Origin of the sequence: Actinacidiphila sp. bgisy160 (assembly GCF_965342435.1) — a bacterium.
In the GTDB taxonomy this organism is placed as follows: Bacteria; Actinomycetota; Actinomycetes; order Streptomycetales; family Streptomycetaceae; genus Actinacidiphila.
Genome location: NZ_CBDRCM010000082.1, coordinates 1 through 26,280, shown reverse-complemented (window position 1 = coordinate 26,280; position 26,280 = coordinate 1). Strand labels below are relative to the sequence as shown.

24 protein-coding genes and 4 pseudogenes are annotated in these 26,280 nt (G+C 70.2%); 12 read left to right on the top strand and 16 right to left on the bottom strand.

Features of this window, described 5'->3' with window-relative positions; all coding sequences use genetic code 11:
• The first annotated feature begins 70 nt into the window (after window positions 1-70).
• The 5 genes from ACRWNP_RS35100 to ACRWNP_RS35080 all read left to right on the top strand — a co-directional run bounded on the left by ACRWNP_RS35100 (window position 71) and on the right by ACRWNP_RS35080 (window position 8,468).
• The gene (locus ACRWNP_RS35100; protein ID WP_431968741.1) at window positions 71-892 is read left to right on the top strand and encodes an alpha/beta fold hydrolase; all 822 of its coding nucleotides are present in this window, start codon (window positions 71-73) and stop codon (window positions 890-892) included.
• A 91-nt stretch (window positions 893-983) separates the two neighbouring features.
• Complete coding sequence (locus ACRWNP_RS35095; protein ID WP_431968739.1) at window positions 984-1,259, top strand: hypothetical protein; 276 nt, start codon at window positions 984-986, stop codon at window positions 1,257-1,259.
• Complete coding sequence (locus tag ACRWNP_RS35090; RefSeq protein ID WP_431968737.1) at window positions 1,240-2,595, top strand: tetratricopeptide repeat protein; 1,356 nt, start codon at window positions 1,240-1,242, stop codon at window positions 2,593-2,595. The genes ACRWNP_RS35095 and ACRWNP_RS35090 overlap by 20 nt, the downstream gene beginning before the upstream one ends.
• A 223-nt stretch (window positions 2,596-2,818) precedes the next feature.
• Window positions 2,819-5,599, top strand: coding sequence for a helix-turn-helix transcriptional regulator (locus tag ACRWNP_RS35085; RefSeq protein ID WP_431968735.1), 2,781 nt, complete (start codon window positions 2,819-2,821; stop codon window positions 5,597-5,599).
• Window positions 5,600-5,687: 88 nt separating this feature from the next.
• Window positions 5,688-8,468 (top strand): AAA family ATPase, encoded by a 2,781-nt coding sequence (locus ACRWNP_RS35080; RefSeq protein WP_431968733.1) that lies wholly within the window; start codon window positions 5,688-5,690, stop codon window positions 8,466-8,468.
• A gap of 74 nt (window positions 8,469-8,542) precedes the next feature.
• Here the strand turns inward: ACRWNP_RS35080 and ACRWNP_RS35075 are convergent, their stop codons facing one another.
• The 6 genes from ACRWNP_RS35075 to ACRWNP_RS35050 form a co-directional block, all read right to left on the bottom strand.
• Window positions 8,543-9,400, bottom strand: coding sequence for an alpha/beta fold hydrolase (locus tag ACRWNP_RS35075; RefSeq protein ID WP_431968731.1), 858 nt, complete (start codon window positions 9,398-9,400; stop codon window positions 8,543-8,545).
• A gap of 39 nt (window positions 9,401-9,439) precedes the next feature.
• Window positions 9,440-9,916, bottom strand: coding sequence for a cupin domain-containing protein (locus tag ACRWNP_RS35070; RefSeq protein ID WP_431968729.1), 477 nt, complete (start codon window positions 9,914-9,916; stop codon window positions 9,440-9,442).
• Window positions 9,913-10,935, bottom strand: a complete 1,023-nt coding sequence (locus tag ACRWNP_RS35065; protein WP_431968727.1) for an alpha/beta fold hydrolase — start codon at window positions 10,933-10,935, stop codon at window positions 9,913-9,915. Before ACRWNP_RS35065 ends, ACRWNP_RS35070 begins: the two co-directional genes overlap by 4 nt.
• Window positions 10,936-10,970: 35 nt before the next feature.
• Window positions 10,971-11,777, bottom strand: a complete 807-nt coding sequence (locus tag ACRWNP_RS35060; protein WP_431968725.1) for an SDR family NAD(P)-dependent oxidoreductase — start codon at window positions 11,775-11,777, stop codon at window positions 10,971-10,973.
• A complete protein-coding gene (locus ACRWNP_RS35055; RefSeq protein ID WP_431968723.1) occupies window positions 11,774-12,583 on the bottom strand; it encodes an alpha/beta hydrolase in 810 nt (269 codons plus the stop codon). Before ACRWNP_RS35055 ends, ACRWNP_RS35060 begins: the two co-directional genes overlap by 4 nt.
• 93 nt (window positions 12,584-12,676) lie before the next feature.
• Window positions 12,677-13,756, bottom strand: a complete 1,080-nt coding sequence (locus ACRWNP_RS35050; protein ID WP_431968721.1) for an MBL fold metallo-hydrolase — start codon at window positions 13,754-13,756, stop codon at window positions 12,677-12,679.
• A gap of 451 nt (window positions 13,757-14,207) precedes the next feature.
• Here ACRWNP_RS35050 and ACRWNP_RS35045 point away from each other — a divergent pair.
• Window positions 14,208-15,031, top strand: a pseudogene (locus ACRWNP_RS35045) (IS5 family transposase).
• Between the two features lie 18 nt (window positions 15,032-15,049).
• Here ACRWNP_RS35045 and ACRWNP_RS35040 read toward each other — a convergent pair.
• From ACRWNP_RS35040 to ACRWNP_RS35030, 3 genes are all read right to left on the bottom strand, one after another.
• Window positions 15,050-16,540 carry an FAD-dependent monooxygenase gene (locus tag ACRWNP_RS35040; protein ID WP_431968719.1) on the bottom strand — a complete coding sequence of 497 codons (1,491 nt, stop codon included), beginning with the start codon at window positions 16,538-16,540 and terminating at the stop codon, window positions 15,050-15,052.
• 105 nt (window positions 16,541-16,645) lie between these two features.
• Window positions 16,646-17,041 carry an isochorismatase family protein gene (locus ACRWNP_RS35035; RefSeq protein WP_431968717.1) on the bottom strand — a complete coding sequence of 132 codons (396 nt, stop codon included), beginning with the start codon at window positions 17,039-17,041 and terminating at the stop codon, window positions 16,646-16,648.
• A 315-nt stretch (window positions 17,042-17,356) separates the two neighbouring features.
• Window positions 17,357-18,109 carry a glucose 1-dehydrogenase gene (locus ACRWNP_RS35030; protein ID WP_431968715.1) on the bottom strand — a complete coding sequence of 251 codons (753 nt, stop codon included), beginning with the start codon at window positions 18,107-18,109 and terminating at the stop codon, window positions 17,357-17,359.
• A gap of 91 nt (window positions 18,110-18,200) precedes the next feature.
• Between ACRWNP_RS35030 and ACRWNP_RS35025 the strand changes: the two genes are divergently transcribed.
• Both ACRWNP_RS35025 and ACRWNP_RS35020 read left to right on the top strand, forming a co-directional pair.
• The gene (locus ACRWNP_RS35025) at window positions 18,201-18,797 is read left to right on the top strand and encodes a TetR/AcrR family transcriptional regulator (RefSeq protein ID WP_431968713.1); all 597 of its coding nucleotides are present in this window, start codon (window positions 18,201-18,203) and stop codon (window positions 18,795-18,797) included.
• A 264-nt stretch (window positions 18,798-19,061) separates the two neighbouring features.
• On the top strand, window positions 19,062-19,265 hold the full coding sequence (locus tag ACRWNP_RS35020) for a hypothetical protein (RefSeq protein ID WP_431968711.1): 204 nt from the start codon (window positions 19,062-19,064) through the stop codon (window positions 19,263-19,265).
• A gap of 916 nt (window positions 19,266-20,181) precedes the next feature.
• Here ACRWNP_RS35020 and ACRWNP_RS35015 read toward each other — a convergent pair.
• The 4 genes and pseudogenes from ACRWNP_RS35015 to ACRWNP_RS35000 all read right to left on the bottom strand — a co-directional run.
• Window positions 20,182-20,541: a hypothetical protein gene (locus ACRWNP_RS35015; protein WP_431968709.1), complete on the bottom strand. Its 360-nt coding sequence runs from the start codon at window positions 20,539-20,541 to the stop codon at window positions 20,182-20,184.
• Between the two features lie 27 nt (window positions 20,542-20,568).
• Window positions 20,569-20,937 (bottom strand): hypothetical protein, encoded by a 369-nt coding sequence (locus tag ACRWNP_RS35010; RefSeq protein ID WP_431968707.1) that lies wholly within the window; start codon window positions 20,935-20,937, stop codon window positions 20,569-20,571.
• Window positions 20,938-21,127: 190 nt separating this feature from the next.
• Window positions 21,128-21,349, bottom strand: a complete 222-nt coding sequence (locus ACRWNP_RS35005; RefSeq protein ID WP_431968705.1) for a hypothetical protein — start codon at window positions 21,347-21,349, stop codon at window positions 21,128-21,130.
• Between the two features lie 36 nt (window positions 21,350-21,385).
• Window positions 21,386-21,481 (bottom strand): annotated as a pseudogene (locus ACRWNP_RS35000) (hypothetical protein); the annotation flags it as partial.
• A 77-nt stretch (window positions 21,482-21,558) separates the two neighbouring features.
• Here ACRWNP_RS35000 and ACRWNP_RS34995 point away from each other — a divergent pair.
• The 3 genes and pseudogenes from ACRWNP_RS34995 (at window position 21,559) to ACRWNP_RS34985 (ending at window position 23,001) form a co-directional block, all read left to right on the top strand.
• Window positions 21,559-22,359: an IS110 family transposase gene (locus tag ACRWNP_RS34995; RefSeq protein WP_431968703.1), complete on the top strand. Its 801-nt coding sequence runs from the start codon at window positions 21,559-21,561 to the stop codon at window positions 22,357-22,359.
• Window positions 22,302-22,520, top strand: a pseudogene (locus ACRWNP_RS34990) (ATP-binding protein); the annotation flags it as partial. The gene ACRWNP_RS34995 and the pseudogene ACRWNP_RS34990, both read left to right, overlap by 58 nt.
• A gap of 85 nt (window positions 22,521-22,605) precedes the next feature.
• Window positions 22,606-23,001: a hypothetical protein gene (locus tag ACRWNP_RS34985; protein ID WP_431968701.1), complete on the top strand. Its 396-nt coding sequence runs from the start codon at window positions 22,606-22,608 to the stop codon at window positions 22,999-23,001.
• 7 nt (window positions 23,002-23,008) lie between these two features.
• Here the strand turns inward: ACRWNP_RS34985 and ACRWNP_RS34980 are convergent, their stop codons facing one another.
• The 3 genes from ACRWNP_RS34980 to ACRWNP_RS34970 all read right to left on the bottom strand — a co-directional run bounded on the left by ACRWNP_RS34980 (window position 23,009) and on the right by ACRWNP_RS34970 (window position 26,034).
• Window positions 23,009-24,388: a tyrosine-type recombinase/integrase gene (locus tag ACRWNP_RS34980; protein ID WP_431968700.1), complete on the bottom strand. Its 1,380-nt coding sequence runs from the start codon at window positions 24,386-24,388 to the stop codon at window positions 23,009-23,011.
• Window positions 24,389-24,658: 270 nt separating this feature from the next.
• On the bottom strand, window positions 24,659-24,973 hold the full coding sequence (locus ACRWNP_RS34975) for a helix-turn-helix domain-containing protein (RefSeq protein WP_328541437.1): 315 nt from the start codon (window positions 24,971-24,973) through the stop codon (window positions 24,659-24,661).
• Window positions 24,970-26,034 (bottom strand): tyrosine-type recombinase/integrase, encoded by a 1,065-nt coding sequence (locus tag ACRWNP_RS34970; RefSeq protein WP_431968696.1) that lies wholly within the window; start codon window positions 26,032-26,034, stop codon window positions 24,970-24,972. Before ACRWNP_RS34970 ends, ACRWNP_RS34975 begins: the two co-directional genes overlap by 4 nt.
• A 148-nt stretch (window positions 26,035-26,182) precedes the next feature.
• Here ACRWNP_RS34970 and ACRWNP_RS34965 point away from each other — a divergent pair.
• Window positions 26,183-26,280: pseudogene (locus tag ACRWNP_RS34965) on the top strand (ATP-binding protein); the annotation flags it as partial.

Below are 26,280 nucleotides of genomic sequence, written 5' to 3'. Positions count from 1 at the left end.
GGGGCGATGATGGAGCTCTTCTCGAAGTCCATCAACTCCGCATCGGCATGACCACACCTGGCCTGTCTCAGTGACGGCACTTCGGACCATCACAGTCGACGGCTCCCCCGTCCACGTCATGGAGAGCGGCACCGGGCCCGCGGTGCTGATGCTGCACGGCTCCGGACCCGGTACGACCGGATCCGGCGCCTGGGCAACGACGGCACAGGCGCTGGGCACGTCCTGGCACCTGGTGGCTCCTGACCAGGCGGGGTTCGGCCGTACACCAATCGCGGCGGGCTCCAGGGGTGGGCTCCGGCTGTGGACGGAGCAGGCCGCGGGCCTGATGGATGCTCTCGGTGTCGAGCACTACGCCGTGGTGGGCCACTCCATGGGCGGTGCCGTGGCGCTGGCGTTGGCGGCCGCGCGTCCCCAGCAGGTCACCCGTGTCGTGGCGGTCTCGACGATGGGCGCCCCCGGGGCGCCGCTGTCCGCCGAGCTCGACGCGGTCTGGGCCGCCCCCGCCGGCCCGCTCGGGGCACGAGACATGTTGAGTCGCCTCGTCCTCGACCAAGCGCTCGTGACCGAGTCGGCCGTCGCTGCCCGTGCAGCTGCGATGCGAGCGGGGGCGGCCGCATTCGCGTCGTTGTTCCCTCCACCTAGGGCACGTTGGGCCGACGAGCTCACCCTCTCGGCGCAAACGCTGGCAGGGGTCCGCGCGCCCGTGCTGCTCGTCCACGGCGCCGAGGACCGAGTCACCCCGCTCGGGACGGCAGCCCTGCCCCTGCTCGAACACCTGGCCGATGTCCGTCTGCACGTGCTCGGCCGATGCGGGCACGTGCCGGCGCTCGAGCACCCGCACGACTTCAGGCGACTCCTGTCGTGCTTCCTCGGCCGGGAACGAGGTCACTAGTCATGCAGGTCCGGCGATGCTGCGTAGCCACAGCATCGTGCCGCACAAGTGGAGTCCGGCCAGGTGGCTCTCGGGAGTCTTGTCGTAGCGGGTGGCGATCCCGCGCCAGTTGCGCAGCCGGTTGATGCACCGCTCGACGGTGTTGCGGTCCTTGCACAGCTCGGCGTCGTGGCTGACGGGGCGGCCGGGCGCCGACTACTTCACCAAGCGCAACCCCGAACGAGCCATGCGCCGCATGGTCAAGGAAGCCAACAGCCTCGGCCTAACCCTCCGCTTCGAACCCATCTCAGCGCGCTCTGACCTCACCCACTCTGAACTTTTCGTGTCAGTGGCGAGCGCTATGGTGCGTGGCCGTGGACGCTACTGATCTCGACCACAAGGCCCGGACGCGATCCGGCTGCATCCCGCCAGAGCTCGTCTCGCGACTGCTCGAACGCGGCCACGTTGCCGTGGTGGAGCAGCAGGCGGGGCGAGGGGAGTGGTTCTGCGCCCTGGCGTGGGCACGGTTGCTGGGTGAGCAGGGCCGGCAGTCCGAGGCGTTGGAGGTGCTCGCCCCGTATCGGGCAACCGGCTGGTGGACGGCCGTCGTGGCGGTGGCCGAGTTGCTGGAGGGCTGGGGCCGTGTTGAGGAGGCGATCGAGATCACCCGGGTCCGTATGGAGGCTGGGCATCCGATGGCGCTGGAGTTCTACACGCGGCTGCTTGCCCGGCACGGCCGCGCGGAGGAAGCGTTCACCCTGCTGCGCCCGCACCTCAGCGAGCTTTCCCTCGCCGTGGCTATGGTGGACGTCGCTGGCGCTGCCGGCCTCGACGAGGAGGCCGCCGCGCTGCTCGCCGCCCTGACCGGGCACGAGTGTTCCGACTTTCCGTGGTGTTGCCGGGGCCTCGACCGTGACACTCTGAACGGGCTGATCGCCACGATTCGCGAGCGCCAGGGTCGCACCGACGAGGCGATTGCCCTGTTGCGCACCGGCAGCACCACGCTGCTCAGCCACCGTGAACAACTGACTGCGCTACTGGCGCGGCAGGGCCGGCTCGGTGAACTGCGGGCCGCTGCGGCCTCTGAAAACTCGGGGCACGCCGTACAACAGCTTGCGAGAGTGCTGGAGGAGCGCGGCGACGTGGAGGGGGCGATCTCGGCATACCGGCAGGCCGATGGATCCGTGACCCGTGACCCCGACTCGGCTTTCGAGTTCGCGCGGCTCCTGGCCCGGCACGGTCGGGGCAACGAAGCGATCGACGTGATGCGCGTCCAGGCCGACGCCCACAGCGGGGACGACTGGATCCTCCATGCTTTGTGCGACCTGTGCCTGGACCAGGAGCGTCCCGAGGACGGCCTGGCGTATCTCGACGCGCTTGCCGCTGCCCGCGGGGGAGAGGAGGAATGGGACCTGTACTGGATGCGGCTGCCGCTGCTCGCCGCCCGCGACGGCGTCGACGAAGCGATCGCACAGGCCCGCTCCCACCCCGAGGGCGCCACCTCGTACGCGGCGCCGCACATCGCTGAGCTGCTCGCCGGAGTCGGACGCACCGAGGAGGCTGTCGCCGTGCTCGAACAGCATTCGCCCGGGAATAGGCATGACCTGGCCGGCTGTCTCATTGACCTCGGCCGGGTCGAGGACGCCCTGGCCCTTCTCCAACGACGTAACCCCCGGCTGCCCGAGCTGACGGGCAGCCCCTGGCACCACGATCCCCCGTTCTGAGGCACGGAACTGGTTCCAGATGGGGAAGGTCTTGCCGGTCGGGAAGGCCGCGCGGGTGCGACAGGTGCGAAGGTCGGCCGCGTCGCGGCCGGCCACCTGCCGGGGTCCTTGCCGCGTCCGGCCGCGGGACGTGCGCACAAACACCGTCATGTGACGGTCGATTGCGTCGCCTTCGCGCTCCTAGTGTTTTCTCACGTCAGGAGCTCGATGACAGGGGATTCCCATGGCGTGGCACGGTGCTCGTTCGGCGACGGGGCGGGCGATGGTCGGCCGCCCCGCCGAACGCGAGGCGATCGGACGGCTGCTCGAAGCGGTACGGGAGGGACTCAGCGGCGTCCTGGTGCTGGTGGGTGAGGCCGGGATCGGCAAGACGCGGCTGCTGGACCACGCGGCGGCCGAGGCCACCGGCGTCGCGGTCACCCGGCTGGTGGGCGTCGAGGCCGAAAGGCCCCTCGGCTACGGCGCGCTGCACCGGCTCCTGCGGCCGCACCTCCACCGCGCCGACCGGCTTCCCACCCGGCAACAGGCCGCCCTGAACGGCGCGTTCGGCCTGACCGACGCAGCCCACCCGGACCGGCACCTCGTCGGGCTGGCGACCTTGACCCTGCTGTCCGACGCGGCGTCGGAGCTGCCGATGCTGTGCCTGATCGACGACGTCCACTGGCTCGACCCCGAGTCGTCCGCGACACTGGCCTTCGTCGCCCGGCGCCTTCACGCCGACTCCCTGGGCCTGATCTTCGCGGCCAGGGACGGCCTCGGCGACCGGGGGCTGTTCGACGCCCTGCCCTCGCTGCGGGTCGGCGGGCTGCCCGACACCGACGCCCGGGAGGTGCTGGTCCGTGCCGTCGCCGGGCACCTGGACCCGGCCGTTGCGGACCGGATCGTGACCGGCACCGGGGGCAATCCGCTGGCCCTCGTCGAACTGGCCGCGCACCTGGGCGCCGAGCAGTTGGCCGGGGTCGCACCGCTGCCCGAGCCGCTGCCGGTGAGCAGGCTGCTGGAGGAGCACTTCCGGCAGTGCGTGGCGGCGCTGCCGCCGGACACCCGGACGCTTCTCCTCCTCATGGCGGCGGCGCCGACCGACGACATGGCGGTGGTCCGGCACGCGGCGGGCGCGCTGGGCCTGCCGGCCAGTGCCGCGACCGCCGCCGTCGGGGCCGGCGTGCTGGAGCACGGGCCCGGCGCCGGGTTCCGGCATCCGCTGATCCGGTCCTCGGTCTACGCGGCGGCCTCCGGGGACGACCGGCGGCGGATCCACGCCGCCCTCGAAGCGGCCAGCGACCCGGCCCGCGTCCCCGACCGGCGGGCCTGGCACCGTGCCGAGGCGGTCCTCGGCACCGACGACGCGGCGGCCGCGGACCTGGAGGCCGCGTCGGACCGGGCCCGGGCCAGGGGCGGCTATTCCGCTCAGGCGCTCTTCCTGTCCAGGGCGGCCGAACTCACCACCGAGCCGGCCATCCGCGCCGAGCGCTACCTCGGCGCGGCCCAGGCCCATCTGGCCTCCGGCGACCACGCCGCCGTGCACCCCCTGCTCGACCTGGCCCTCCCCGCCCTCGACCGGCCCGCCGCCCGCGCTCGTGCGCTGCGGATACGGGCCTCGGCAGAGCTCTTCGAGACCCACAACGACCGCGTCCCCGCCATGATGCTCGACGCCGTGGCCGAACTCGGCGACGCGGATCCCCGCATGACCCGGGAGCTGCTCTACGAGGCCATGCACGCCGCCGTCATCGCCCAGCACACCATGCACCGCACGACCTTGGCCGAGGTGGCCAAGGTCGTGATCAGCGCCCCCCACGACCAGGACGCCCCGGCCTGGAGCCCCGACCGGCTGATCGAGGGCCTGGCCCTCCGTACCACCTACGGCTACGAGAGCAGCGTCCCGGTGATCCGTGAGGCCCTGGCGAAACTCCGCGCGTCGGCTGAACTCCACGACATGGCCAGCCCGCTCAGCATCGTCGTGGGCCTCGTGGCGGGCGACGTGTGGGACATCGAGGCGTACGCCGGGATCGCCGGCCGGCTCGCCGCCGAGAACCGCACCCAGGGAGCGCTGTACAGCCTCAGCCTGTCCCTGACGGTCCAGGCCTACACCGAGATCTGGAACGGGCGGCTGACCACGGCCGACGCACTCCTCGCCGAGGCCGACGACTACGCCGCGGCCATCGGCCTGGCGACTCAGGGCGACCTCAACAAGGCCCTGCTGTACGCGTGGATGGGCAAGGAGAGCGAGGTGCGCGCCGTCACCGCGGCGATGGACGCCGTCGCCGCGGCGTACGGACTCGGCATGCTGCGCCAGCTGGCGCTCCACGCCCGGTGCATTCTCGCACTGGGCATGGCGTGCTACGACGAGGCGCTGCGCCACGCACTGCCCGCCTACGAGGAGGACGTCCCGTCGGAGGGCAATCTCATGCTGCCGCTCCTCGTCGAGGCCGCCGTCCGCGCGGGCGACCGGCGCACGGCGGCTCTGGCGCTCCAGCGGCTCGAACACCGCGCGCGGCTGGCCGGAACGCCGTGGGCACTGGGGCTCCTGGCCCGCTGCCGGGCCCTGACCGAGGAGGGCGCCGACGCCGAGACGTGGTACCGGGAGTCGATCGACCTCCTGGGCAACGTCCCGCTGGCCGCGGAACACGCCCGGTCGCGGCTGCTGTTCGGCGAGTGGCTCCGGCGGCGCAAGCGCCGGGCCGAGGCCAGGGAGCACCTGCGGGCCGCGTACGAGTCCTTCGACGCCTGGGGCGCGACCCTGTTCGCCGAGCGCGCCCGGATCGAGCTGCTCGCGACCGGGGAGAAGGCGCGTCGGCGCGTTCCGGAGACCAGGTCCGATCTCACGCCCCAGGAACGGCACGTGGCGCTGCTGGCCGCCTCGGGACTGACCAACGCTGAGATCGCCTCCCGGCTGTTCATCACGACCTCGACGGTCGAGTTCCATCTGAACAAGGTGTTCCGCAAGCTCGGCATCACCTCGCGCCGGCGGATCGCCGCCGCACTCGGCGGGCCGACGACCGGCTGATCCCCACGCGGCCCCGGCCCGCCGAGCGGCCGCGCCGCGATCCGGCGCGGGTGGACATGCGGCGCCGCCGACCGCATGATCGATTCTCGTGAGCACTACCAACGACCGGCGTCTCGTCGGGCGCGACAACGAACTACGCTCCTTGTTCGGGCACTTGGACGCGGTCGATTCCGGAGGCCGGGCGGTCGGGCTGTTCGGGGAGCCCGGGGTGGGCAAGAGCGCGCTGCAGGCGGAGGTCGTGGAGCACGCGCGATCCGCCGGGTTCACGGTGCTCACCGCGCGGGGCAGCCAGTCCGAGACGCACCTCCCCTTCGCCGGCCTCCATCAACTGCTGCGTCCCCTGCTCCCACGCCTCGACCGGCTGCCCGCCCCCCAGCGCGACGCCCTCCTCGTCAGCTTCGCCATGAGCGACTCCATCGAGGTGCAGCCGTTCTTCACCGCCTTGGCGGTTCTGGAACTGCTCGTCGACGCGGCGGGGGACGGCCCCGTCCTGGTCTGCCTCGACGACCTGCACTGGCTGGACCAGCCGTCGACCGACGTACTGGGCTTCGTCTGCCGCCGGATGGCCGGTGAGCGGGTGGTCGTGCTGTGCACGTCGCGGCCCGAGGCCCTGCCGTTCGCGGACCCCCACACGATCGAGTGGACGGCACTGGACGGCATCGACGACGCCGCGTCGGCCGAACTGCTGGACGCACGGGCGCCGCATCTGCCGGCAGCCGTGCGGGAGCGCGTGCTGCGGCAGGCCCGCGGCAACCCGCTCGCCCTGGTCGAGTTCGCCGGCGCGCTGGAGTCGGGACGGTACGCGTGGACCGAGTTCGACGAGGACCTGCCCATGACCACCCGCCTGGAGCGGGCGTTCGCCACGCGTGCCGAGCACCTCGACCCGGCCGTCCGCGCCGTCCTGACCGTCGCGGCGGTGGACGACGGCGACGACCTCGACGACGTCCTCGCCGCCGCGGGCATCCTCCACGGTTCGCCGGTCGACCTCGGCGCGGCGCAACCGGCCTTCGAGCACGGGCTCCTGACCGTGACCGGCGAGCGGTACCGCATCGCCCACCCGCTGGTCGGCTCGGCCCTCCGGCAGGGCATGACGGCGGCCGCACGCCGGGAGGCCCACGCGGCGCTCGCGCGCGTCCTGACCGGTCATCCGGACCGCGCGGTGTGGCACCGGGCCTCCTCGGTGTCGGGCCGTGACGAACGGATCGCGGCCGAGCTGGAGCACGCCGCCGGGAACGCCCAGCGCCGCGGTGCGATCGCCTCGGCCGCCGCGTGGCTGGAACGGGCGGCCGCCCTGAGCCCGGACCCGCGGTCGCAGGCCGCACGTCTGCTCGGCGCCGCCGAACTCGGCTTCCAACTGGGCCGGTTCAGCCACGTCGAGCAGATCAAGGCCCAGGTCGCGGGGATGACGCTCCGGCACCGCGACCAGTCGCGGCTCGCGTGGCTCGAAGGCGTCTTCCACGACGGCTCCACGGGTGAACCCGCTGAAGTGCGCCACCTGGTGGGCCTGGCCGAGCACGCCACCGGCGAACAGGACGTCGACCTCGCCATGCAGCTGCTGGTGGGTGCGGCCCGGAGAGTGTGGTGGCGCGATCCCGGTCCGACGGTGCGGCACGAGATCGTCCGGGCCGCGGAGCAGGTGAACCTGCCGGCCCACGACCCGCGGCTGCTGGCCCTGCACGCGCTGTGCGGATTCCACGAGCGGACGCCGATGGTGATCGAGCAGCTCGCCCGATGGCCGGCGGACGCCGACGGGCAACCGGAACTCGCCGGCCTGCTGGGCATCGCCGCGTTCTGCACGGGCGATTTCCGGCAGGCCGTCGGCTTCCTGTCCACCCCCGTCCGGGAACTCCGCGCCCAGGGCCGCATGAGTCTGCTCGCCGAGGCGCTCGCGATCCGGGCCTGGGCCGAGGTCTACCTCGGGGTCTTCGACCCGGCGCGCTCGGCCGACGAGGCCATGCGGCTCGCCGACGAGACGGGCCAGTCGCTGTGGGCCGCGACCGCGCGCATCGCCGTGGCGCTGATCGACGCGGTACGCGAGGGCTGGGACACCCGCCACCAACTGCTCGCGGAGGCCGAGCACGCCGCGCTGCGCACGCCGAACGCCGCGTCGTCCCTGCTGGCCGGCGTGCAGCTGGCCCGCGGCACCGCAGAGCTGGGCGCGAACCGGCACGAGCAGGCGTACGGCGAGCTCCACCGCGTGTTCGAGCCCGCCGACCCCGCGTTCCAGCGGATGCAGCAGGTGTGGGCGCTCGGCTACCTGGCCGACGCCGCCGTCCGCACCGATCGGCGGGCCCAGGCGAGAACCGCGCTGGCCTCCATCGAACGGCTCGTGGGCGACTCCCCTCCCACGGGGGCGGCCATCGCCCTGGAGTACGCGAGAGCGGTGCTGGCCGACCGCGCGTCGGCCGAGCCGCTGTTCCGGGCCGCCATGGACGGGGCGGCTTCCCAACTGCCCTGGCATCGTGCCCGGATCGACCTGGCGTACGGCTCGTGGCTGCGCCGGCAGCGACGTGTCCTGGAGTCGCGCGGACCGCTGCGGGCGGCACGGTCGGCGTTCGACGCCGTCGGTGCCCGCACCTGGGCGAACCTCGCCGACCAGGAGCTGCGCGCGACGGGCGAGCGCGGGTGGCAGCCCACGTCGAACCCCCGTGAACTGCTGTCGCCGCAGGAGACCCAGATCGCCGAACTGGCGGCGCGGGGACTGTCCAACCGCGAGATAGGACAGCGGCTGTTCCTGTCGCACCGTACGGTCAGCTCGCACCTGTACCGCATCTTCCCCAAGCTCGGCGTCGCCTCCCGGGGCCAGCTGGCCGCCGCACTGACCCGCCACGGCGATCAGCCCTCGCCGCGGCCGCCCTCGGCGGGTTGACGCCCGCCGCCCGGCGGCGGGTCCGCGCGGTGCCGCACGGTCCCGCCGTTGCGGTGCCTACCGGTGCCGGTCGGTCAGGTGGTGGCCCGGGCGGCCGCCTCGACGAGGTCCGCGACGGCTCCCGGGTGGGAGACCGGCACGGCGTGCGAGGCACCCCGTACCGTCACGGTGCGGGAGTGGGCACGCTGCGCCATGGCCCGCTCGGCGGCCGGCGGGATGGCCTGGTCGGCTCCGGCGACCAGGTACCACGACGGAATGGTCCGCCAGGCCGGTGCGCTGCTGGGCGCGGCCAGCGCACCCACGGCCACCGGGCGCTGCGCGGCCGCCATCAGCCGGGTCTCGCGGGCCGGCACGTCCGCCGCGAAGACCTGCTGGAAGGCGGCGGGGTCGATGTAGGCGTCCTGGCCGCCGCCGGGCAACGGCCGCACCACCAGGGACGACGGCAGCCGGCTGCCCGGGTACTCATGGGTGATCCCCAGGGCGCTCTCGCCCTGGTCGGGTGCGAACGCGGCGATGTAGACCAGGGCCTTGACGTTGGCGTGGCCCGCGGCGGCATCGGTGATGACCGCACCTCCGTAGGAGTGCCCGACCAGGACGACCGGCCCGGGGATGGTGTCGAGGACGCTGGAGACGTAGGCCGCGTCACCGGCCAGGTCGCGCAGCGGGTTCGCCACGCCGAGGACGGGGTAGCCCTCGCGCTCCAGCCGGGTCACGACCCCGTTCCAGCTGGAGGAGTCGGCGAAGGCGCCGTGCACCAGGACGACCGTTGGCTCGGCCGTGTGCGCGGCGGCGGGCGCGGGGGCGGACAAGCGCGGCACGGCCTCGGAACTCGCCGGGACGGCGAGCAGGGCCGCGGCCACCAGCGCGGGGATCAGCATGCTCCTGCGTCGCAGGAGGGCTCGGCCGGACGGCACCGGCAGGGTGAACCTCATGTCGGACTTCCCTTCTCGATATCCATACCTGATGAGGAGTCACAGCGTGGGCGGCGGCCCGGTGACGCGCAGCTTGAAGGCCTCGGCCGAGCCCACGATCGACGCCAGGTCGAAGGCCGGCGGAATGTCCCTGGCGTCGGTCACCGGGACACCGTTGGCCCTGAACCACTCCTCGATGCCGGCCGGGCTGAAGACGACGGCGAGCCGCGCGCCCTCGGAACGGACCAGGTAGCTGTGCGGCACGCCGCGCGGGCCGAAGGCGACCTGCCCGGGGATCAGGTCGTGGCGCTTGTCGCCGACAAAGAAGGACACCTCGCCGTCCAGCACGAACCAGAGTTCTTCCTCGTTCTCGTGCACGTGGTGCGGCGGCGCGTGACCTATCGGGTCGGAGAACTCCATCACGCTCATCGCGTCGCCGGTCGCCCGGCCCGGGAGCAGGATCCTGGCCTGCCCGCCGAGGAACCAGAACGGCTCGGCGTCGGGTGTGGCATCGAAGCCGGGGAAATCCTTGATCACGATCGCTTCTCCAGAGGCGAGGCGGGACGGCCCAGGAAGCCGAGCAGCATGGCGGTCAGTTCCTCGGGGTGTTCTTCGTAGATCCAGTGGCCGGAGTGCGCGATGGTCACCCCGGTGACGTCGGAGGCGTACTTCTCGGCCTGTTCGCCCTCGGCGTCGCCGAGGCTGCCGGAGGCGCCGATGGCGAGCACGGGCATCCGCAGCGGGGTCTTCACGAACTCCTCGTTGTCGCGGATGTCCTGGGGGAACACCCGGAACCAGGCGAGGCTCGCCTTGAGGTGGGCGGTGTCGCGCAGGTAGTGCGCGAACACCCGGATGTCGGCCGGGCTCACCGCTCCCCGGACGCCCTCGAACCCGCCGATGAAGCCGGCGGTCCAGGCGACCTCCCGGCCCTTGATCATGTTCTCGGGCAGGCCGTCGGTCAGGTTGAAGAACCCGAAGTTCCAGACTCCGGGCCCGTGTTCGGTCAGCGAGGGGATGGAGTAGATGCCCTCGTCCGGGATCGGCGCCTCGCTGAGGACCAGCTTCTTCACCGTCGCCGGGTACTGCGCGGCGTAGGAGTAGGCGACCATCGTGCCGATGTCGTGGCCGACGATCCGCACGTCACCGCCCCTGCCGAGCGACACCAGCAGCGCGTGCAGCTCGGCGGCCATCGTCTTCTTGTCGTAGCCGGAGGGCGGGGCGTCGCTCTGCCCGGCGCCGGGCAGATCGGGGGCGATCACCGTGTAGTGCGCGGCGAGGGCGGGCATGATGCCGTGCCACTCGTACCAGGTCTGCGGGTAGCCGTGGAGGAGCAGCAACGTCGGCCCGTGGCCGCCGATGACGTAATGCAGGCCGATACCGGCGACGCGGGTCTTGTGCTCGCTGAACCCCGCGGGCAGCCGCTCGCCGGCGGACGAGGCCGACGCGGGGGCCGCGTTCGTGGTGAACGTGGTCACCCCTAGGGCGACGGCCAGGGCGAGGGCCGTGCCGAGCAGGCGGCGGTTTCGGCGCGGGTTTCCGGGCAGGTGGAATCTCACTCGGGCTCCAGGATCGGTAGTGGTTCCCTCCGCGATCAGAGGGTGTCGGTCATGCCGCCGTCGATGAGGAAGTCGGCGCCGGTGACGTTGCCCGACCGCCGGCCGGCCAGGAACACGACCAGGTCGGCCACTTCGGAGGGCAGGGTGAACCGGCCGGTGACCGCCGCGGCCGCGGCGGTGTCGGCGACGGCGTGCGGATCCAGGCCCAGGCTCGCGCCGACGGTCGCGGCCACCCCGTCCGCGCCCCGCCACAGCTCGGTCTCGACCGGCCCCGGGCTCACCGAGTTGACCCGCACGCCCTGCGGACCCACCTGCTTCGACAGCGCCTTGCAGAAGTTGGACAGGGCGGCCTTGGCGGCGCTGTAGTCGATGACCAGCGGATCGGGAAGCCGGGCGTTGACCGAGGAGACGGTGACGATCCGGCCGTCCCCGGTGTCGACGAGATGCGGCAGCGCGCTGCGGGTGGTGCGCACCGCGGCCATGAGGTTGACCGTGAACGTCCAGTCCCAGTCGGCGTCGGTCATGGCCAGGAAGCCCTCGACCCGTGGCCGCACCGCGCCGACGTTGTTCACCAGGACATCGAGCCCGTCGTGCCGTTCCACCGCGGCGGCGACGAGCGCGCCCGGGCCGTCGGGAGTGGCGAGGTCGACCTCGAAGACGGTGAGTTCCGCTCCCTGCTCGATCAGGTCGTCGAGTTCCTCCGTGCGTTTCCTGGTCCCGGCGACGACCCGGGCCCCGGCCCTGAGCAGGCCCTGCGTGATCGCCAGGCCGATGCCCCGGCCGGCGCCCGTGACCACCGCCCGCTGCCCCTCGAGGCCGAGGTCGTGCGAAGCAGCGGTCACCGCGACGCCTCCAGGCCCTGGAGTCGCAGCCAGGCCAGCGCCTCGTCCGCGACCTCGCGCCAGCCGCTGTCGATGGTGAGCGAGTGCCCGCGGTCGGGGAAGTTCATGAAGTCGGTGACCGCCTCGGAGTGCCGGTACTGCTTGAGTGTCGCGCGGGTGACGGTCTCCGGGACGGTGTGGTCCTTGCCGCCGGACATCAGCAGCAGCGGGCCGCGCCCGGAGTTCTCGGTGTCGACCTTGGCCGGTGAATGCGGGTTGAAGTTCGCCGCGGCGGCCTCGAACAGCGGCTTGCCCGGCGCGGGCATGGTCCACTGCGCGAACAGGGCGTCCGACTCCTCCTCGCTCACGGCGTTACCGAACGCGAAGCGGAACTGCTCCGCGGTCAGGGACACCGCGCGGTGCTTGTTCGCCGGGTTCTTGAACACCGGCAGCGTCGACCGCAGCGCCGACAGCGGCAGCGGCAGGACCCCCTTGATCTGCGCCGCGTCGATCGCCACCGCGGCGGCGGCCAGGTCCTGGCCGAGCAGCTTCTGCGCGATCATGCCGCCGAAGGAGTGGCCGATGAGGATGGGCAGCGTGCCCATACCGCGGATGATGGACGCGTAGTGCTCGACGACGTCGTCGATGCCGTGGTCGGCGATGCTCTCGGGGTTCTGCCGCGCCTCCTCCACGGTGTCGGGGTCGCCGGGCCATCCGGGCGCGGACGGGGCGTAGCCCTCGTCGCTGAACAGGCCGATCCATGGCTGCCAGGACGTGCTGTGCAGCCACAGGCCGTGGATGAAGAGGACGGGTGTGGGACTGGTCATGGCCGTCGGGCCTTTCTCGCGAGCGGAATCGATGGGTGAGCGGGTCCGGTGGGGACCGGGCGGAGGATCGGGAGCGGAGGACAGGAGCCGGCGTCAGGGGCGGGTGCCGAACGGGCCCAGCGTCCCGGCGTCGATGCGGAAGGACTCGACCAGGGCCGCCGCGTTGTCGAGCGTGAACACGTCCGCGGCCGCGAGGAGCCCGGTGTACTTCGCGGCGACCGGTGCGGCGGCCTGCGCCGCCACCGCGTCGAGATAGGTCTTGAAGACCGCCCACGAGTTGCCCTGGGGGCCGTACTTGTCGAAGTAGGGCGTGGGGTCCAGGTTCATGGCTGCCCGGGTGGAGGCTTCGAGGTCGGCCATGTACGCGCGCTGGAGGTCGCCGTCCGCGCGCACGCCGAGCCGGCCGAGGTGGCCGCCGACCAGGGTCCGCCACGGGTACCCCATGGCGATGTCCTGCGCCCGCAGCCAGGCAGGGATGTCCTGGGAGACCGCCAGGTTCTTGAACGGCACCCAGCCCGGATACAGGATGTCGACGACCATCAGCGTCCCGTGCTCGGGCGCGTGGATGAAGATGTTGTCCGGGGAGTGGTTGGGGCCGTGGTAGGCCAACTCCAGCCGCTCACCGCCGACGTGCAGCGTGTAGCGGTTCTCGAAGGTGACGGTCGGCGCCGGGCGGTTCGGGTCGGCGGCGCGCAGCAGCAGGCGCCGGCACTCGGCATGTCCGATGCGGACGACGTCCTTGCCGAAGATCGACGAGGCGCCCACGTGGTCGGCGTGCGAGTGCGAGTGGACGAGGTGGGTCACCTTTGCCGGACGGCCGTTGGCCCCTGTCACCTCCGCGATCGCCCGCAGCAGGTTGTGGCCGATGGTCGGAGGGGCGTCGACCAGGACGACGCCTTCCCGGGTGCTGAGGAACATCACCTGGTAGAAGCCGTCGGTCACCCAGTAGAGGTGTCCGTGGATCCGGCCCACGAAGTAACCCGCGTCGTTGAGTTTCGGCCCGGTCGCGGAGGGCGGGACGGGCGCGAAATCAGGAAGCCCGGGGGTGCCGGCCGCGGCGGCGGCCGTGCCGCCCAGGGCCCCGCCGACCAGAGCGGCGGCCGTGGGCAGCGCGGCCGCCGTGCGCAGCAGGGACCGGCGGTTCGCCGCGGCGTCCCAGAATGTCGTCCTCATGACCGGCCTTTCAGTGCACATCGATGTCAGCGGAGTCCCCGCGATCACGGGCACGACATGCAGGACACCACCGGGCCCGGTCCGTTCGCATCGGGGAAAGACCCCTGTCCCGGAACGGCCCGGCCGATCGGCACGGCCTGGGGATCGACGCTGATGAGAGGTCCGACCGCCGCCCGGCCTGGCGGAATGCCCGGCCGTTGGCGGGCGGCAGGTCTGCACGTTGGGGTAGGCGCGGTTGCGCTGGTGGGTCAGCCGTTGCGGGAAGCAGCCTGGTCGCGGTCGAGGTGGATCGGTTCGGCGGTCATGACAGGTCTCGCTCGATAAGACCGACCGGCGAATGGTGGGCTGCCTGGCGGCTGGACGCTGTGGGTACGAGACAGGCACGGGCCTGGTGATCACGGAGTTCTCTACGCTCAATGATCACTGGAGGGCCCGTGCCTGCTGTGCCACCCTGCTCGAACCCCTGTGGGACCACTTCGCCGCCCTGCTGCCCGCGCGGGATGAGTATGCGCCGACCCACCCGCTGGGCTGTCACCGTCGCCGGGTCCCGGACCGGATCGTCTTCGAGCACATTGTGCACGCCCTGGTCCACGGCACCGGATATGAGCGGATCGCCAGCCCGGGCTGCTCGGACCGTACGATCCGACGCCGCGTCGAACTTTGTCGCAGATGGGCATATCAGAGCAGGTCCACGCGCTGGCGTGCCAGGTGTACGACCAGATGATCGGCCTCGGACTGGCCGAGATCTCCGTGGACGGCTGCATCACGAAAGCTCCCTCGGCGGCGAGAAAGCCGGACGCTCCCCGGTCGACCGGGGCAAGCAGGGACTGAAGCGATCGGTGGCCTCGGATGCGGCCGGGGTCCCGCTGAGGATCGTCTCCGCGAGCGCCAACCGGCACGACTCACCGCTCCTTGGCCCCACCCTTGAAGCAGCGAAAGCCCAGGTGGGAGCACTCCTAGAGCACGTCAACCTCGACCGCGGCTACGACAGCGCCAAGACCCGAGCCCTGCTCGCCGAGTCCGGCTTCACCGGCGAGATCGCCCGCAAGGGCGTGCCCGCACCGATCCGGGCCGGCAAACGGTGGGTGGTCGAGCGTTCGCGCGCGTGAGATGAACGGCTACGGCAAGCTGCGGCGCTGCACCGAGCAGGACGGCAGCGCCGTGGACTTCTCCCTCTACCTCGCCGCCGCATTCGTCACGCTCCGCATGCTCATCCGACGTTCGACGAGCCGCTATCGCTGGGACGGCCGGCCCACCACCCGACGCCTCAAGTGATCCATTTGCCGGTCGGTCCTATCTGGAGGTAGAGGTGCCTTGATGGGCGGTAGCGCCTGCACCACACCAGTCCGTCAGGGCCTGTCGGGCGTCCTCGGCCCGGCGTTGCGGATGTTCCTCCGAGGTGGTCCACGCGATGTACGCGTCCGGCCTGACCAGCAGGGCCCTTCTTGTCAGGCCTGGCACGGACACGAACTCGACCTCGTCGGCCCAGCCTTCAGTCACCGCGGTGGGGAGCGGCGCATCCGCGGCGGTGACGAGCACGAAGCGCCGGGTGCGCAGAGCCTCGTACAGCCGCTTCCCGTCGGTCAGTGGCAGGTCGGGAACGCGCTTGCCGGCAAGCGGGGGTGCGCCACTCGGAGCGGCGTAGGCGATGTCGAGTCCGGAAATCGCCCGGGCGGCCCGCTGGGCTACGGGCCGGATGCGCAGCACCGTGCGGGCGAAGAGGTCGCGGAATCCGCACATCGCCTTTGGCGTCGTCAGTACCCCACGCAGAAGTGCGCCGCTCATCCGAAGTACCCGATGGCCCACCGGATGCCGCTCGGCCTCGTACGTGTCGAGCAGAGCGTCCGGAGCCCGGCCGTGCAGGACAGCCGCCAGTTTCCAGCTGAGGTTGACCGAATCCTGGATGCTGGTGTTGAGGCCCATCCCGCCGGCGGGTGAGTGTACGTGCGCGGCGTCGCCGACGAGGAAGACCCTGCCGACGCGGTAACGGGGGCACTGGCGTTCATCGCTGTGGAACCGGGAGAGCCAGCGTGCGTCCCGCATGCCGAAGTCGTTCCCGAGGGCCCGCTGGGCGACTGCGCGGATCTCGTCGAGATCGACGGCCGTGGTGTCAGGCATGTCGTGGTGACGGTTCCAGGCCATGACGCGGAACCAGCCGTCGCCGAAGGGCACGACGATGGCGAAGGCGTCTCCCACCGCCCCGACGGTGGGAGGTTTTCTCGGTGGCTCGGCCAGGCGTACGTCTGCAAGCATCATTGAACGAACCGCGGACCGGCCGGGAAAGGGGAGGCCGAGGGACTCACGCACCTTGCTGTTGCGGCCGTCAGCGCCCACCACGTAGGCGGCACGCAGGGTCTGCACCGTGCCGTCCGGGGCGCGTACCTCGACGTCGACGCCCTTGGAGTCCTGCCGCAGACCGGTCGCCTCGTAGCCGCTCTTGATGTCCACTCCGTGGGTGAGAGCGCGGGAGCGGAGCAGACGCTCGGTGTTGTACTGCGGGGTCACCAGGACGTGCGGGTAGCGGGTCGGCAGCCGTGAGAGGTCGATCTGCAAGAACTGCAGGACCGGATTGCGTAGTCCGGTCTTGAGCAAGTCGTCGGCGATCCCGCGGGCGTCGAGTTGCTCCATCGTCCGGGCGTGCACGGCGAACGCCCGGGTGAGCTGGGACTCCCCTTCGCGGCGCTCCACCATGGTGCAGGCGATCCCTGCCTCGGCCAGATCGCCCGCGAGCATCAGTCCCGCGGGGCCGGCCCCCACGATCAGCACGCCTTCCTCAGGGCGCATGTGCGTCCTCCGCATCGATCGACATGGAATTCGGGTGTAGGGCCGCCTCGGCGGTCTTGACGGATGAGGCGAGGTCGGTCGGTCGAGCGCGCGATTCGACGGTCCTCACCGCGTGCTCCCGGTAAGGGCCCTCAGGCCGCCGGTGCGCGCGTGGCGGTGAGGAGTTCGTCGACCGTGAGCGTCGCATGTGAGATGAACGGATACCGAAGAATCATCGCGTCGTAGGCGTCCCGGCCCCCCGACTGCCACGGTCGCATCGGTGAACGTGGTCATGTGGAAGCTGTGTTCCATGCAGCTGCGGGCGGTCGACTCCACGCACGTCGTCCCCACCATGCCGGCGATGGCGATGTATTCCGTGTTGTGCTGGCGGAGCTGGACCTCCAGGTCCGTGTTGGCCAGGACGTCGATGTTCTTGTGCGGAGTGATCAGATTTCGCCGTGTTGAGGCGACAGCTCGGGGTGGGAAAACATCTCGTGGTGGACACCGGAGATGTGCTTCCACGAGGAACACGATCGGCTGCCCCGGCCCCCAGTCCTTTGAAGATCTTGGTTCCGTCTGCGGTCGTGATGAAAGCCACGGCGCGGATCCTTCCCTCGCTCACCGGGAAATCCGGGTGAACCCGCGGCGGACGGATTCCCGCGGCGGCTGATTCCCTCGGGGAATACGACCGGATGGTGCACGTCGACTCATTCACGCTACCCAAGAAGCACCGAATCGGCGCGCCGTCAACCCCCTGGTGACGGCCCCGGCTGCACCACAGACACAGCTGGGCATCTCTGCGACCCCACCGAGCACCGCCCCAGGAGGGAGAACCACTCAGACCTGATTCAGTCCACCGTCGACGTAGAGCTCGGACCCTGTGACAAAACTGCTCTGGTCGGACGCGAGGAAGAGCGCTGCCGCAGCAGCCTCGGCGGGCTCGCCCATCCGGCCGAGGGGAACCTGCTGCGCGAAGAACGCGCGGAGCGACTTGGCCTCTTCCTCGTTGGGGGCCAGGCCGGTGATTCCCGGGGTCTTGATCGGTCCGGGCACCAGGGTGTTGACACGGATGCCACGGCCGCGGAGCTCGTTGGCCCAGGTGCGCGAGAAGGAGCGGACGGCGGCCTTCGACGCGGCATAGACGCCGAACGCCTCTCCGCCGGTGGTCGCGGCGGTGGAACCGGTCAGGATCACCGAGGCGCCGTCATTGAGGAGCGGCAACGCCTTCTGCACGGTGAAGAGCGTCCCCCGGACGTTGATGTCGAACGTGTCGTCGAAGTGCTGCTCCGTCACCTCCTCCAGAGTCGCGAATTCCCCGCCGCCCGCATTCGCGAAAAGCACGTCAATGCGCAGGCCCCGCTCGGCCACGACCGCGTAGAGCCGGTCAAGGTCGGCCGGATTCGCTATGTCTCCGCGGACAGCGGTGACGCTGTGGCCGATCTCGTTGGCGGCCGCGTCCAGCGCGTCCTGACGCCGACCGGTGATGATCACGTGGGCGCCCTCGTCAGCGAAACGCCGCGCTGCGGCCAGTCCGATGCCGCTGTTCGCCCCGGTGACCACTGCCACTTTGCCTGCGAGTACTTCCGTCATGACGTGCCACTCCTCGATAGTTATTGACTAGCTCGTCCATAACGTTACCTGTTGTGGACGAACGAGTCAAGAAAGCGCTATGCTCACCCCCATGGCACGGCCACGGAAATTCGACGAGCAGCAGGTACTGGACACCGCCCGGGAGCAGTTCTGGGCGGGCGGGTACGCCGCCACTCGCATGGACGACATCGCCGCGGCCACAGGCCTCGGCAAGGGCAGCCTGTATGGCGCGTTCGGCGGTAAGCAGAACCTCTTCCACCGCGTGTTCGACGACTACTGCAGCGCAATCGTCGACGCCACCGCCCAGCAGCTGCGCGGCGACGACAAGAACGCATACGCGCGGCTGTCGGCCCACATCCACGCGGTGGCCGCAGCCACCGCCGCAGACACCGCCCAGCGCGGATGCCTGCTGGCCAAGGGCACCGCCGAGCTGGCCGAACACGACAAGACCGTGGCCGAGCGAGCGCACACGGCCGTCGAAGCACTGCGCACCCTGCTGGAGCATGACATCACTGCCTGCCAGCGCAACGGCGACCTCGACGCGGACGCGGATCCCGGACAGCTGGCCGCGCTGGTCCTGGCCGTACTGCGCGGCATCGAAGCACTGGGCAAGGCCGGAGCCGACGAAGAGACGCTGACCGGCATCGCCCGCACCGCCCTCGCCGTACTGCCCCGCCCCGCGAACTGACGGCCTCCGGCGACCGCCCGGTCCGGTCACGGTGACGCGGTCGCAGCAGAAGAACCACTCGCCGACCGTCACCTTGCGGCCCGCCGCGCCCCTCGCCGGAACCGCGACACCGCGATGAGGACCTCGGCGCGGGAGCCGGACCGGTCGGGGCGGACGACATCGAACCGTGGCGGCCCGCAGAGCCCGTGAGTCTCGGAGCCGGGCGGATCGGAATGGCGGTTCGCAGACCAGACAGGCCTCCCGATCGCCCGGCACTTCATCACGATGGACGCGATCCGCACGGCCGACACCGACGCCCTGGCCGCCGTGCCGAGGCTACCCGGTGCCAACGCCCCGAGGATCGCAGCCCACATCGCCGCCATGGGCGAGGTCATCGACAAGATGACCTCCGCCGGGGTGAGCAAGAGCGAGCCGGTCAGAAGGCGAGCTGCTCGTCTGTGCGCTGCGGTCGCATCACCAGCTCGATGAGCCCAAGGAGGCGTACCACCTGCACTCGTGGGAGTACGCGCGTACTGCGGACGCCGTGGTCGTGCGGGCCGTGGCCGACTGGTAGCGGAGCGGGGAGCGCAGCGGCACCGTCTCGTCATCGGCAGGCCAGTCCTAGGATGTGCCGCCGCCGCTTTGGGGGCGCTGTAGTTGAGCGGCACCGTGGTCTCCTGGCTCAGAACCCATGCGTGAAGCTGGTCGTCGCCGGATTCGGCGGCGGCCTGGGCCGCGGTGGCGAACCAGGCGCGCTCTGCGCCTGCGCGGGTAGGGGAACGGCCCGGATGGCCGCAGTCCTCGGACTGCGGCCATCCGGGATTCACCGGCGGATCTGGATCGTGATGGTGGGAGCCGCAACTGCGAACAGAGCCAGTCCGACCGGCGCAGAGACCGTCAGGGCGCCTGGCGGTCCTCGCCGCGAATAAGTCGCTGGCCGCGACGGCTGCCGTGAGCGGGCTGCTGTGGTGCCACCGCCACTACCTGACCCGCGACAGCTGGAGACGCCGCCTGTCGCAGGCAGCGGGTGTGGCAAGGCCGATGCTGGAGCTGGCGCAAGCCGGCACCGGGCGCTCAGCAACTCGCTCCTGGCGGTGAACCCTCCCGGCCTACCTGGATCAGCGGCTTGCGACCACCCGGAAGTTGACCTCATTCAGAGAGATGGCTTCGCGCTGACCAGCTCTGCCGGCGGTTGCGGCCGCGGCGACGGCGGCGTCCCTTCCGGTCCGGGTGATCGTGGACTCGCAGTCCGTCAAGGCGCGGAGACCGTTCCAGCCCAAACGGCGGTTATTGCGCGAGCGCAGCGAGCCCAAAGGACGCCCCTTTTGACAACTCGAACCGTCAAGGTCTGTGGTCACGCGCGAACGGCCAGGCGCCTGCGCACCTGGCCGTTCGGCAGTCGCCGTCAGGCGCTTTGCCAGCCGGAAGTGCGCCCGCCCCGCCAGACAACTTCGATCTGAGTGATTACAGTGCCGGTCGGCGCGGTGAACCCATAACAGCTGCCGCCGGCCCCATCACCGTCGGCAACGTCGTAGATCTTGCCGCCGGTGACCTTGAAGCGGCCGTAGACCCCTACACCGTCCGGTTCCTCGTCGCATACCGACCCCGTCTTGTGGTCGTACGACACCCAGATCGACCCGAGCATCGTTCCGTCCGCGGCCTTGACAAAGGCGGAGCCGTAGTGGGCCGCCGCAGGCGTCGCAACGGCGAGCACGCAGGCTGCCGAGGCAGCGGCGACGGTAAGGAATGAGGTGGTTCTTCTCAACGTGATCTCCCTCGTGAAGGGTCGTCTTCAGGGCGTCTTCCAGCCGGAACCGCGCGGTGGATCGCTCCGCAAGACTGCTTCGAACGCGGTGATGTACTTACCGGTCGGCGCGGTGAACCCGGGGCAGGTGCCACCAGCACCATCGGAATCGGCAACGTCGTAGATCTTGCCGTCGTTGAGCTTGAAGCGACCGTAGACGCCCAGACCGTCCGCATCCCTGTCGCAGACATACCCATGCTCGTGGCCGTCATAGACCGCGGCCTCCGCGGCCACCACAAAACCGGCATACGTATAGACATAGGCCCTCATCGTGTGGGCCGCTGCGGGCGTCGCGAGAGTCAGCATGCCGGCGATCATGGCACCGGCGACACCCAGGACTGGGATGGTCTTTCTCAAGGTGATCCCCCTCGTGAATGTTCGAGTCGTCTGTGATTCAAGTCACGTGCGTCGGAACGTTGCCATGTACCGCACAAGGCGTCAATAGCAAGAAGGCGGAGGGCGTCGGGCTTCCTCGGGAGGGAGTCTCACCCGAGGCTTTTGGGTCTGGTCCGAAAATTAACGTCGGAACCCTGGCGGGTAGGTGCGTTCAGGCGGCCTCGATGGGTTCGAAGCGGACGGTCAGGCCGAGGGCGTTGGCCTGCCGGGTGATTCTGCGGAGGGCGCGTTCGGGGTCGTGTTTGGCGTAGTAGTCGCCGCCGAGGTCGTAGAAGGCGGTGTCGTCGGTGAGCATGTGCCAGACGGCGGTCAGCATCGAGTGTTCGAGGGCGACCAGGGCTTTCTTCTTGCCCAGGCGGGGGACCAGGCGCATGTAGCGGGCGCCGAGGTAGGTGCGGTCGCGGGTGCGGGAGGCGGCCCTGGCGGCGGTGCCCAGGGCGGCGCCCAGCCAGCGGTTGCCGTGGCGTCTTCGGCCGGACCTGTGCTTGCCGGCGGATTCGTGGTGGCCGGGGCAGACTCAGGCCCAGGAGGCCAGGTGGCCGACGGTGCGGTTTTGTCGGCGGCCGGGCGCAGGCCGAGTACATGACGCGAGTGCGTGACCTTCCGCCGGGACGGTGCCTGGTCGTCGCCGTGGATGTGGGCAAGCTCAGCGCAGTGGGCTTGATCGCTGATCACAGCGGGCAGATCATCGGCGAGCCGGTCGACTTCGCCTTGACCCTGCCGGGGGCCGAGGCCCTCGAGCTGGCCATCCGGTCGGCGGTCCGCCACAGCGGCGCAGTCCGTGTGAGGGTCGGCATCGAAGCCGCTGGCCACTATCACCGGGCACTGGCCGCCCGGCTGCGGGAAAGTGGTGTCGACGTCGTCGAACTCAATCCGTATCACGTCAAGCTAGCCCGCGGGCAGATGGGCCAGGCCCGGATCAAGACCGACCTGCGCGACTGCATGGCCATGGTCGAGTTGCTCACCCGCGGTCAGGGGTGGCCGCTACGCGCGGACGAGGCGGCGATGGCCGAACAGCGGGCCTGGGTGGCTCACCGGAGGAGGAAATTGCAGGCCGCGAAGGTGCTGGGCAGCCAGATCCACTCTCTGGCGGACACCGCCTTCCCTGGCCTGACCGGCTGCTTCACCACCGGCCTGGAGTCTCCGACCCTGCGCATGCTCCTGGCCACGCTGCCCGACCCGGCCCGCATCGCCTGCCTCGATTCCACCGGTCTCGTCAAGCATGCGGCGGCCCACGGCAGGCGGATGCTCCGCCCGAAAGCAGCACAGGTCATCGCGGCTGCGGGTGTCGGCGTACACATGAACGTCCCCACCTGCGTACGGACACCAGCCTCGACGACATGGTCCGCAACCTCAAAACCGCCGAGGCTACCGGCCGTCTGACGAACAAGCTCGGCACCTACCTGCGGCCCAGCGTCCTGGTGGTCGACGAAGTCGGCTACCAGCCACTCGAACGAGCCGAGGCGAACCTGGTCTTCCAGGTCATCTCCAAGCGTTACGAGAAGGGCTCCATCATCCTGACTTCGAACAAGACCTTCAGCAAAGCGCACATGTTCCGGCGAACCCGTGCCAGGCAGCGCCGAAACTTCACGGGTTCCGGCAGCAACGCGGATGCTGCATGATCGAGCGGTGCTGATCGAACTGGTGAAGGTCGCAGAGTTTCCCGGAAGTCCTTGGCTTGCAGATGTCCGGACTTCGTTCGGCCACGCCGCAGTCGGATGGTGCGGGGATCGTGCCGCGGAGCCCGGCGAGTACCCCGTCGAGTGGACGATCGACGAGGACATTGTTTGGGGACAGAACGCCAAGCCGGCTGTTGGCACCGGTCCTGGGCTCCGAACTGGCGGGCACTGCGTAGTTCTGCGGGGAAAGCTGAGCCCCACGGAGGACGGTGCCGCCCTGCTGGACTTCGACGGCACGAATATCCTGCTGGACCTTGCTCATCCGCTGCCCGAAGATGTCGCCAATACGTGGGTCGAGCTCTTCATCGAGCACAACAAGGTCAGTCTCTATCCCTACGCACTCTGACCAGGGATCAGGTTCTGTCCATCTCCCACTGCGACAAGCGGCTCTCGTCGATGCGATCGGACAGATAGATCAAGGTGGCCTGTGGGTCCATGCCGAAGGCCGCGGCGACGAGCTTGGGGTCCATGCTGTTCACCAGGTCGAGCAGGCGGGTGCTGCGGATCATCCGGGGTGGGAATCCGCAGTCGTCAAGGGCGTGTGAGAGATAGGCAGTTGAGGCCGGGCTCCGCCCGGCCTTCGTTCCTTTGGTGACCATGACATGCGGGTTGTCGGTTCGCCAGCTTTCGCGGTGGGCCAGGCAGCGTTGCAGGACTGTCCAGGACGCCGGGTCCATCGGCACGGGATGGGGCCGTTTGCCAAGGCGGAGCCTCTGGGTGGTCTCGTCGACGTCATCGATCTGCAGCAGGCGGGTCTCGGAGCTGGAGGCGCCATGCAGCAGAGCGAGCATGCCGACCAGGGCCTCGTGGGGGTGCACGGTGTCGTCCGTGGTCCAGCGCCGGAAGAGGCCGCGCTGCTGTTCAAGGGTGAGCGTCACGCCTCGGAATCCCCGGGCTTCGTCCCCGGTCAGTCCGCGCGTCGGGTCGACCAGCACCAGATGCTGGGCACGGGCGAAACGGAAGAACTGTCGCAGTACGGTCAGCCGTCGCTTGCGCGCTCTGGGTAGCGTGTTCAAGAACGCCTCGATGTCGTGCACGTCGACCAATTCCCAGCCGTCCTTGGCTCGTTCGGCGATGAGGAAGAGAGCAAGATCACGCAGGATGGCCAGGGCTGTCTCCAGGGTGTGGTTGCTGCGGGGCCGGGTGCCGGCCCGGCGGGCTCTCTCCTGGGCCCGCATCCGCGAGGCGTCGAAGGCCGTCACGGCCTGCCGCAGAGGATCAGGCACAGCATCGAGACGCCTGCGACGGCGGCCCGCCGCGAGGCGTTCGCTCTGGTCGGTGGGCAGCGCTAGGCCGTGACGCGTGAAGAAGTCCTCCAACGCGCGGGCGAAGGATCCCATCGACCTGCCCGGTCTGCGGGATCGCTCCAGCAGGGCCTGTGGAGAATTGGAGTGTTCATCCCTCAGGAGCCGCCCCAGGTCGGTGACAAAACCGCAGGCCCGCGAGACACAGTGCCGCCTCGCGACGTGAGCCACGAAGTCATCCAGCCACCACGGCGGTTCAGCGAGTTGTTCCCGCAGGTGATCGCCGCGGATGAACGGACGGCCGGGATGCTTCTGCCAGCACGCCGAGCACAGGCCGAGTCCGGCATGGCGCCGCAACTGCCCGCACTCGCGGCAGACCTGCGGCGGCTTCTTCGCCGGCGGGGGCCGTGAGCACGACCCGCACCAGCCGGTCGACTCACGCAGATAGCCAAGCTGGCCGCAGCGCGGACACGGCTGCTGGGCTGCCATTCGCCGGGCCTTGTTCCGGCAATCACGGCACAGCCGACTGCCCGCCGCCCGCACCGGATGGTCGCACTGTTCACAGACACGCGAGCACAGGACACACCGGCCGGTTTCCTGCTGCAGCACTCTCTCCAGACCGCAGGACGGACACGTTGATCGCGCGGCCTTTTCCTGCATCCGGCGCCAACACCGGCAGCAGAGCTCGCGGTCGAGGAACCCGACCGGGGCACCACACGTGTCACAATCCCGCTGCTTCTTCCCCACATCGGCCGCCGCTCACATGGGTGGCATCGACCGGCCGCGCGCGGAGGCGGCCCGAGGGAGTTCGGCGACCGGACGGGGTGGGACAACGGGCCGTTCGACCGGCGTGGTGTCGACCTCAATCAAGTCGTTGGGAGTGCACTCCAGCGCCGTGCACAACGCCGCCAGGGTCGTCATCTTCACCTGGGAAGGCTCCTTGGTGAACAGCGCGGACACCGACGCCGAGGACAGCTCCAGGCCAGCTTTCTCGGCCAGCAGCCGCCGCAGTTCGGTGCCGGTCCAGACCTCGCGCTGAGCAGCGGCCATCCGCAGACGCCATTGGATCTTCATTCCGTGGACTCCTTCCCGGCCAGTTCGGCGAGCGTGCTGGCGACCGCCCGCTGATAGGCGTCCTCGATGAAGGTGGCCGAGGGCCGGACGTATCTCATGGTCGAGCTGACCGTCCAGTGACCGAGCAACTGCTGGATCGCCACCAGGTCGACGCCACGTTCGTAGTTGTGGGTCGCGCACGCTCGGCGCAGGGCATGCGGGCTGAACCACTCGGCTGCAGGACGGCCTTCGAGTTGCATGAGATAACGCAGCCGGTTGCGGATCGTCTCCCGGTGGAGACTGCCGCCGGACTCGTCCGCGAACAGCACCGGTGAATTGGGGAACTTGGGCCGCACGTCCTCCAGGAACCAGCGCAGGACCAGGTCGAGGCCGTCAAGCATTGGCACCCAGCGCGGCCTGGGACCGGAAGTGTGGGCGCCCTTGCCGAAGCGGACATGGAGCTTGCCGAACGGCCCACGGGTGAAGTGCAGATCATGCCGCTCCAGCAGGGAAGCCTCTTCCGAGCGGAGCCCGGCGTGATACAGCGTCCGAAACATCGCATAGTCCCGGGCGGCCGGGCCGTACTTCCGCGCGGTCGCGATCCGCTGCTTCATGAAGTCGAAGAACTCCCCGACCCGTTCCGGGGTCGGCGGCGGCACCAGGGCCGGCGAGTCATCACCGACATGCCGCGAGGCGTTGAACTCGTCGATGGGGCAGACCAGCCGGACGCCGAAGGCGGCCTCGATGTCCACAGCCTTACGGGCCTGGAGGAACCGGTGGAAACCCTTGAAGATCTGCACGTACTCGCGGCGGGTCGATGTCTTGCGGCCCTGGACGGCGAGGTCGCCGACGACCCGGTCGATGTCCTCCGGGGTCACCTCCCACGCGGGCCGGCCCAGGGCCTTGAGCGTCCGCTCCAGCAGGCCGATGTCGTTGTCGATGGTCACCGGGCTGAACCCGCGGGCCCGCCACGAGGCGACGAACGCGTCGACGCACATCGTCTGGAACTGCCAGGGGTCCGTACTCAACGGCTCCTGCGGAACCGCCCCTCCGGCTATGACCTGCAGTCTCTTCCCGGTCACCGGCAGCACACCTTCCTCGCGCCTGAACGGTCAAGGTGGCACCTGGAGAATCCGAGTTCCACCAAGAGAACCAACGAGAACCCCAGGAGATGGATACGGGCCGGTGGCAGCACAGATTCCCGGGAACGAACAAGTGCCAGCCCCAGATGAATGGGGCCAGGTCTTCGGAGACGAAGTCCTCGCCACCGCCATCCTCGACCGTCTCCTGCACCACTGCGAAGTGATCTCTATCAACGGCCCCAGCTA